Raw genomic sequence first — 7,624 nt, 5'->3', positions numbered from 1 at the left:
CTGATCCGTGACAGAGCGGTCCCGCTCCCGATGGGCTCCCGACCACCGGGAGCGGGACCACTCCTCGCGGGGGCCGTGCAGGTGCTCCCCCTGCTCGCCACACGCCCCGATGCCACTACCGTGCCCCGCGCCTGATCAGGCCAAACACACCTTTCTCGGCGGACGGGACCGAGGCCTACGGCTGCAGCACGATCTTGCCGCGCAGCGTCCCGGCCTCGAGTCCGGTGTGGACCTCGGCGGCGTCGCGCAGCGGTGCGACCGTCGGCTCGCGCACCGTCAGGGTCCCGTCCTCCACGCGCGCCGCGGCCTCGGCGAGGGCCGCCGGGACGGTGGCCGGATCGGGGGCGGAGAGGGTGACGCCGAACTGCCCGGCCCGCGGGTCGGACAGGGTCACGACGCGTGCCGGCCCACCGGCGAGGGCGACCGCGGCCTCGAGGTCGCTGCGCCCGGAGGCGTCCAGGACCGCGTCGACGGGGGAGCGGACGGCGTCGCGCAGCGGCTGGTGGTAGTCGACGGGGACGGCGCCCCGGGCGGTCACCTCGTCGGCGTCGTCCGGTCGGACCGTGGTGATCACCTCGACGCCGGCGGCGACCGCGAGCTGGGTCGCGAGGGCCCCGACCGAGCCGTTCCCGCCGAGGAGCAGCAACGTCTCGCCCTTCGTCGGTCCGAGCAGCGCCAACCCCCGGACCGCGGCCTCCGCCGACGCCGGCAGCGCCGCGGCGACGGTCCACGACGATCCGCTCGGCCTGCGAACCCAGAGGTCGGCGACGACGAGCTCGGCGTAGCCGCCGAGAGAGCCGGGCAGGTGCACCGCGACGTCGTCACCGACGACGACGTCGGTCACCTCGTCGCCGACGGCCTCCACCGTTCCGGCCGCCTCGAACCCGAGGACCCCGCCGGGACGGACGGGGAAGACGGCGTCGAGGTGTCCGGCCCGGACGGCGAGATCGGTCGGCCCGACCCCCGCGTACCGCACCGCCACCCGGATCTGGTGCGGGCCCGGCGCGGGGATCCCGACCTCCTCGAGGTGCAGGACCGACGGGGGGCCGTAGCCGGAGATGGTGACCGCTCGGGACATGGGGCTCTCCTCGGAGACGCAGTTGCGTGACATGTCACGCATTCAACGACCGAGCGTAGCTCCCTGTTCCAGGACGTTCCGGTACACGGTGTCGAGCGTCTCGGCGAGGCGCCGCACGACGTCCGGGTCGAGCCCGTCGAAGAACAGCCGGCGCACCACCTCGACGTGCCCTGGGGCGGCCGCGGTGAGGGCGTCCCTCCCCTCCCCGGTGATCGACACCCTCGTCACCCGCCGGTCGTCGGCCGACGCCGCCATCGCCACCAGTCCCCGGGTCGCCATCCGCCTGGCGTGGTGCGACGTCCGGCTGCGCTCCCAGCCGATCGCCGCAGCCAGGGCCGACACCGACATCGAGTCCTCGTCGGCGTACGCCAGCGCGTTGAGCACGTGGTAGTCGGGCAGCGAGAGCGCGGTCTCGGCCTGCAGCTGCCGGTTCATCTCGTACGACATCCGCAGCTGCAGTCGCATGAAGGCCAGCCACGCGCGCTGCTGGTCGTCGTCCAACCAGCCGCCGGGAGGAGAGGACACGACCCCAGAGGCTCGCAGATCCACGACGGGTCGGACGCGGTTCACGACGGGGCGGTGGGAGAGACGCGGCCTCCCTCGACGACGGCGGTGAGGTCCGCGGCGAGCGTCGGGGCGTCGGCGGTGTCGGGCCAGTGCCGGGCGAGGTGCCCGCCGGGGTCGACGAGGTAGGTGATCGCGGTGTGCGGGACGGCGTAGCCGTCGGGGTCCTCGGGGTCGGGGCGGCGGCGGGCGAACACCCGGAACGCCTGCTTGGCCGCCTCGACCTGCACCGGGGTGCCGGTCAGGCCGGTGAAGCACGGGTATGAGGCGGTGAGGAACGCGCGCATGACCTCCGGGGTGTCCCGCTCCGGGTCGACGCTGACGTAGAGCGGGCGGACCCGGTCGGCGACGGCGGGCCCGAGCGCGTCGAGCGCCTCGGTCAGCTTCGTCAGCGCCCGCGGGCAGACCACCCGGCACGACGTGAACCCGAACTGCACCAGCAGCCACCGGCCGGGCCAGGACCCGGCGTCGACCGGCCGGCCGTCGTGGTCGACGAGGGAGAAGGCGACGTCGGTCGGGGCGCTCACGGCACCAGCTCCAGGTCGTGCGCCGGGCCGGGAGGCACGTCGACCCACAGGCCCCCGGGGACCGGCCGCGCCGCGACCTCCTGGCCGTCGAGCCGCAGCCGCGCGCCGTCGGGGACGCGGCCGACCAGCACCGACCCGTCGTCGTCACCTCCGGAGCGCCCCCGGCAGCGCAGCCGTCCGTGCAGCACCCCGTCGACGACCTCGGCGCGGCTCACCTCGACGTCGCGCCCGACCTCGGTGAGGGCCGGCTCGGCGAAGTGCTCCGGCCCCCACGGGTGCTGGTAGAGCTCGTGGAGCCCGTCGGGGACGTCGAGGCGGGCGTAGCCGAGCAGGACGTTGCCCGTCATCGGCTCGATCTCGGTGCGGTGGCCGTCGGCGTCGGTGGGGGTGTCGTTGCGGGGGTAGAAGAGTGCGCCGTCGCGCCGGGTCGGGCCCATGTAGCGGTCGGCGTGGGCGAGGATCCCGTCGAGGGTCGCCCGGTCGCCCATCTCCGCGGCCCACGCGGCGACCCACCCGGTGTCGCAGGTGTCGGTCACGACGGTCTGCCCCATGACGTTCATCGCGGGGGTCGAGCGCACCGCGATCGTGCCGTCGGGGCCGGGGACGAGGAAGTCGCGCACCTGGCGCGGGTAGTGCTCGTGGACGAAGTCGTGGTTCCACGTGTTCATCAGCGCCCCGCACCAGGCGTCGACCCAGGGTGCCCGCAGCGCGTTGGGCGCGACGACGCGGGAGTCCTCGAGGACCATCTGGTTGTAGTGGCCGGCGTCGTCGAGCCGCCCGAAGTCGGCCCACGCCTTCTCGTAGCCGGCCACGACCTCGGTCGCCCGGTCCCCGCCGGTGATCACGTCGTGGAGCCGGAAGCCGAGGATGGCGGGCTGGTTGCAGATCTGGAACACGCAGTTGGGCTCGCAGGCCACCCCGAGGTAGCCGTTCTGCACCATCTGCCAGTAGAGGTGCTCGTTGAGCGAGTCCCGGTCGTATTCGAACCGCTTCTCCTCGCCGCCCCAGAAGAACGACCAGTGCGCGAACGTCAGCGCGCCGGGCGCGGCGTAGCGGTCGTCGGCGAAGAGGTGGTCGTGCAGCAGCGCGCAGGACTGCACGTACGCGGAGTACATGATGTTGTCGCGCACCACCGGGTCCCACTCCTCGTGGTAGCCCTCCGAGAGATGCGCGTTCATGACCATGCCGCCGCGGGACACGTCGCGCCAGTAGAGCCAGACGTCGGGCATGAGCAGCTTCTCGATGAGCCGCTGGATCGTCGGGCGGAAGAGCCCGGGAGCCGCGGGCAACCGGTGGCGGTGGGCGAGGGCGAGCCCGTAGACCATGTAGGCGAGCTGGAAGCGGTAGCTGCCGAAGTCGTCCTCGCCGGCGCCCTTGCCCTGCATCCCCGACCAGTCGTGGGGCAGCCGCCGGGACAGGTCGTCCCAGTGGCGCAGGTGGCCCAGCTGCGCCTCGTCCAGCACCGACGGCGTCGTCATGCGCCTCGACGCTACGCAGCAGCCGCCCCGCCACCACACCCGTTCGGGTGTGCCGCGCCGCGCCCCGGTGCGGTGTCCTCCTCGCCATTGCGAGGAGGAGGCACACGTGGACGGTCCCGGGGACATCCTGCGGACGGCGGGCGCGCGGTACGGGGACGAGCCGGCGCTGGTCACCGCCACGCGGACGCTGACCTACGCCGAGCTCGACGCCCTGAGCGACCGGGTGGCGGCCGGGCTGGCGGCGCGCGGGGTCCGGGTCGGGCAGCCGGTGTCGCTGTACGCGCAGAACCGGTGGGAGTGGGTGGTCGCCTACCACGGCGCGCTGAAGGCGGGCGCCGTCGTCAACCCGGTCAACGTCATGCTCACGCCGGAGGAGCTCGCGTTCGTGCTGCGCGACTGCGGGGCGGCGGCGGTGTTCACCAGCGCCGAGCAGGCCGCAACGGTCCTCGAGCTCACCCGCGACCTCCCCGAGCTGCGCACCGTGGTGGCCTTCGGGGAGCAGACGCCGGCGGGCGCGCTGCCGTTCGACGCGCTCCTGTCCCGCGACGAGCCGGTCCCGCAGGTGGCCACCGACCCGGACGCGCCCTGCACCATCGGCTACACCTCGGGGACGACCGGGCACCCCAAGGGCGCGGTGCAGAGCCACCGCGCGGTGCTCCTCAACTGCGCCCTGACCGCGACGATGCACGGCCGGCGCGAGGACGACGTCGTCGTGACCGCCCTGCCGGCGCCGCACGTGTACGGCAACGTCGTGGTCAACGGGACGTTCCTGGCCGGCGGCCGCGTCGTCCTGATGGAGCGGTTCGCCCCCGGCGAGGCGCTGCGGCTGATCGCCGAGCACCGGGCCACGCTCTTCGAGGGCGTCCCCGCGATGTACGCCATGCTGCTCGCCGACCCCGGTCTCCCCGACGCCGACCTCTCGTCGCTGACCCGCTGTACCGTCGGCGGCCAGACCATCCCGATCTCGACGATCGAGCGCTGGCAGCAGCGGTCGGGGGCACCGCTGATCGAGCTGTGGGGGATGACCGAGGTCGCGGGCCTCGGCAGCACCCACGCGCTGTACGCGCCACCGGTGCCGGGCTCGATCGGCGTCGCGCTGCCCGGGATCGAGCTGCGGATCGCCGACCTCGCCGACACCGCCCGGGACGCGCCCGCCGGCACCCCCGGCGAGCTCATGGTCCGCGGGCCGATCGTGATGCTCGGCTACCACGGCAATCCGGAGGCGACCGCCGAGGTGCTCGAGCCGGACGGCTGGCTGCACACCGGCGACGTCGCGACCATGGACGCGACCGGGCACGTCTTCGTCGTCGACCGGCGCAAGGACATGATCATCACCGGCGGGTACAACGTCTACCCGGCCGAGGTCGAGCGCGTCCTCGCCGGGCACCCGGCGGTCGCGATGGTCGCCGTCGGGCCGGTGCCCGACGACGTCCGGGGCGAGCTGGCCTGCGCCTACGTCGTCCGCGCCGCCGGGACCGACCCGGGCGAGGAGGAGCTGATCGCCTACGCCGGGGAGCACCTCGCGGCCTACAAGCGCCCCCGGATGGTGCGTTTCGTCGACACCCTGCCCGCCACCTCGACCGGCAAGATCATGCGACGGGAACTGATCAAGCAGTTCACCCCGTGACAGCGGTGCGGACGCGGGCGTTGGATGACCGGGTGGACGGGATCGCGCGGGAGCACGCCGAGCTCGTCGGCCTGCTCGACCGCCGCGCCGCCGTCCGCGCGGCCCTGGACCTCCTGCGCACCGAGGGTGACGTCGCGTGGGTCGCCGAGCCGGCCGGCGAGGCCGCCGAGCTCACGCTCGCGCAGCTCACCGGGGACCACACGGGCCTCCTCCGCGGGCTCGCCGTCCCGCGCGGCGCAGGCCTGACCGGGAAGGTGCACGCGTCGGGGACGCCGTCGTGGGTCGACGACTACTTCGCCGCCGCCGACATCACCCACACCTTCGACCGCGTCATCGACCTCGAGGGAGTGCAGCGGCTGCTCGCCGTGCCGGTCCGCCACGACGACCGGCTGCTGGGGGTGCTCGCCGTCGGGGCCCGGTCGGCGGGGACGTTCGGCGGCCGGGCCGCCGCGCACGCCGAGGCGGTCGCCGACGAGGTGGCGCTCGCCGTCGCGGTCGCCGAGCGCGCCCGGCTGGCGCGCGAGGTCGCGGTGCACGAGGAGCGCAGCCGGCTCGCCGCGGAGCTGCACGACAGCGTCGGTGCGCTGCTCTTCGCGATCGGCTCGGGAGTGGCCGGGCTGTCGGACGCACTCGGGAACGACCCCGAGGTGGCGGCCCGGCTCGCGCGGTTGCAGGAGCAGGCCGGCGAGGCGTCGGCGGCGCTGCGGGACTCGCTGCGGACCCTGCGCGCCTCGCCGGCGGCCCTGGCGCTCTCGGTCGCGCTGCGCGCGGACTGCGCGGCCTTCAGCGACCGCACCGGGACCCCGGCCGAGCTGGTGATGCTCGACGACGAGCCGCCCGCGCTGGCGCCCTCGCGCACCGAGGTCGTGCTCACCGCGGTCCGCGAGGCGCTGCTCAACGTCGAGAAGCACGCACACGCGGCGGCCGTCGTCGTGAGCGTCGCGTGCCGGCCGGGCGGGGGCCTCGTCGTCGCGGTCACCGACGACGGCGCCGGGCTGGCGCCCGACCACGTGCCCGGTGTCGGCCTGACGAGCACGACGGAGGCGGTCGAGCGGCTCGGCGGCACGGTGCGCGTGCGCTCGGACCCGCACGGCGGCACGACGTGGCGGCTCGAGCTGTGCTGAGCACCGGCGTGATCCGCGTGCTGGTGGTCGACGACCACCCCGTGGTCCGCGACGGCGTGGTGGGCCAGCTGGGCCGGCACAGCGACATCGAGGTCGCCGGCCACGCCGCGGACGGCGCCGGGGCCGTGGCCGCCTGCGCCCGGGAACGCCCCGACGTCGTCCTGCTCGACCTGCGCCTGCCCGACGGGCTGGCCGCCGACGTCGTCCCCCGCCTGCGGGCGGTCTCGCCGTCGAGCCGGGTGCTGCTGTTCACCGCGTTCCCGGAGCACTCGGCGGTCGCGCCGTCGCTGGCCGCGGGCGCGGTCGGGCTCCTGGTGAAGGACGCCTCGGGGGTGGCGCTGGGCGACGCGATCCGCGAGGTCGCCCGCCGCGGGAGCTACCGCGGCGGAGTCCCGTCGGCGGCGGACGCGCCGCTCACCCCGCGCGAGTACGACGTGCTGCGGCTGGTCGCCACCGGCCACACCAACGGCGAGATCGGGGAGGCCCTCCGGCTCTCGCCCAACACCGTGAAGACCTACCTGCACCAGGTCATGCGCAAGCTCGAGGCCCGCAACCGCGCCCAGGTGATCACGAACGCCCGCGCCCACGGGCTGCTGTGACCCTGTCGGAGCCGCACCGGGTCGCGGCGGCGGAGCTGGCGGCGCGGGAGCCGACGATCGCGCGCCTGGCCGAGCGCTACGGCCTCCCGACCTTCGTCCACCCGACCGGGACCGACTTCGCGTTCGTCGCCGGCGCGATCACCCACCAGCAGCTCTCGAACCGTTCGGCCGACGCGATCCTGGGGCGGCTGCGGGACGCGCTCGGCGGCGAGATCACCGCCTGCGGGGTCCTGTCGCTGTCGGACGACGAGCTGCGCCGCGTCGGAATGTCGGCGGCGAAGGTCCGCTCGCTGCGGGACCTGGCGGTGAAGGTCGACGACGGCACGGTGGTCCTCGACGGTGCCGCCCTCGCGACCCGGGACGACGCGGCCGTCGTCGCCGAGCTCACCACCGTCCGCGGCGTCGGGCGGTGGACCGCGGAGATGTTCCTGATGCTGCAGCTGCTCCGGCTCGACGTCTGGCCGACCGGCGACCTCTCGGTGCGCAAGGGCTACGCGGCGGGGTGGGGCGTACCCGTGCCGAGCGCCCGCGAGCTCGACGGGCTGGGCGAGGTCTTCCGCCCCCACCGCACCGTCGCCGCCTGGTACTGCTGGGCCGTGCTCGGCCAGGCGCCCGGGCCGTGACACC

Annotated in this window: 8 protein-coding genes; 4 read left to right on the top strand and 4 right to left on the bottom strand. The window is 74.8% G+C overall.

Features of this window, described 5'->3' with window-relative positions; all coding sequences use genetic code 11:
• Positions 1–175: 175 nt before the first annotated feature.
• The 4 genes from HH311_RS16295 to HH311_RS16280 are packed head-to-tail and all read right to left on the bottom strand — an operon-like array spanning position 176 to position 3,647.
• On the bottom strand, positions 176–1,078 hold the full coding sequence (locus tag HH311_RS16295; RefSeq protein WP_169184708.1) for an alcohol dehydrogenase catalytic domain-containing protein: 903 nt from the start codon (positions 1,076–1,078) through the stop codon (positions 176–178).
• 42 nt (positions 1,079–1,120) lie between these two features.
• Positions 1,121–1,603 (bottom strand): MarR family winged helix-turn-helix transcriptional regulator, encoded by a 483-nt coding sequence (locus HH311_RS16290; RefSeq protein ID WP_312030191.1) that lies wholly within the window; start codon positions 1,601–1,603, stop codon positions 1,121–1,123.
• Positions 1,604–1,644: 41 nt separating this feature from the next.
• Entirely contained in the window at positions 1,645–2,169 is a 525-nt protein-coding gene (locus HH311_RS16285) for an SCO family protein (protein WP_169184707.1), read from the bottom strand.
• Positions 2,166–3,647: a hypothetical protein gene (locus tag HH311_RS16280; protein ID WP_169184706.1), complete on the bottom strand. Its 1,482-nt coding sequence runs from the start codon at positions 3,645–3,647 to the stop codon at positions 2,166–2,168. Before HH311_RS16280 ends, HH311_RS16285 begins: the two co-directional genes overlap by 4 nt.
• Positions 3,648–3,753: 106 nt before the next feature.
• Between HH311_RS16280 and HH311_RS16275 the strand changes: the two genes are divergently transcribed.
• From HH311_RS16275 to HH311_RS16260, 4 genes are read left to right on the top strand one after another with little or no spacing between them, the layout of a single operon-like run.
• On the top strand, positions 3,754–5,274 hold the full coding sequence (locus HH311_RS16275) for an AMP-binding protein (protein ID WP_211190327.1): 1,521 nt from the start codon (positions 3,754–3,756) through the stop codon (positions 5,272–5,274).
• Positions 5,271–6,398 (top strand): ATP-binding protein, encoded by a 1,128-nt coding sequence (locus HH311_RS16270; RefSeq protein ID WP_312030190.1) that lies wholly within the window; start codon positions 5,271–5,273, stop codon positions 6,396–6,398. The genes HH311_RS16275 and HH311_RS16270 overlap by 4 nt, the downstream gene beginning before the upstream one ends.
• Positions 6,377–6,997 carry a response regulator transcription factor gene (locus HH311_RS16265; RefSeq protein ID WP_312030189.1) on the top strand — a complete coding sequence of 207 codons (621 nt, stop codon included), beginning with the start codon at positions 6,377–6,379 and terminating at the stop codon, positions 6,995–6,997. The genes HH311_RS16270 and HH311_RS16265 overlap by 22 nt, the downstream gene beginning before the upstream one ends.
• A complete protein-coding gene (locus HH311_RS16260) occupies positions 6,994–7,620 on the top strand; it encodes a DNA-3-methyladenine glycosylase (protein WP_169184704.1) in 627 nt (208 codons plus the stop codon). Before HH311_RS16265 ends, HH311_RS16260 begins: the two co-directional genes overlap by 4 nt.
• Positions 7,621–7,624 lie beyond the last annotated feature (4 nt).

This window comes from Actinomycetospora sp. TBRC 11914, assembly GCF_012933465.1.
Classification (GTDB): domain Bacteria; phylum Actinomycetota; class Actinomycetes; order Mycobacteriales; family Pseudonocardiaceae; genus Actinomycetospora.
The sequence above is the reverse complement of the archived record's forward strand: the minus strand, read 5'-3'. Positions and strand labels throughout refer to the sequence as shown.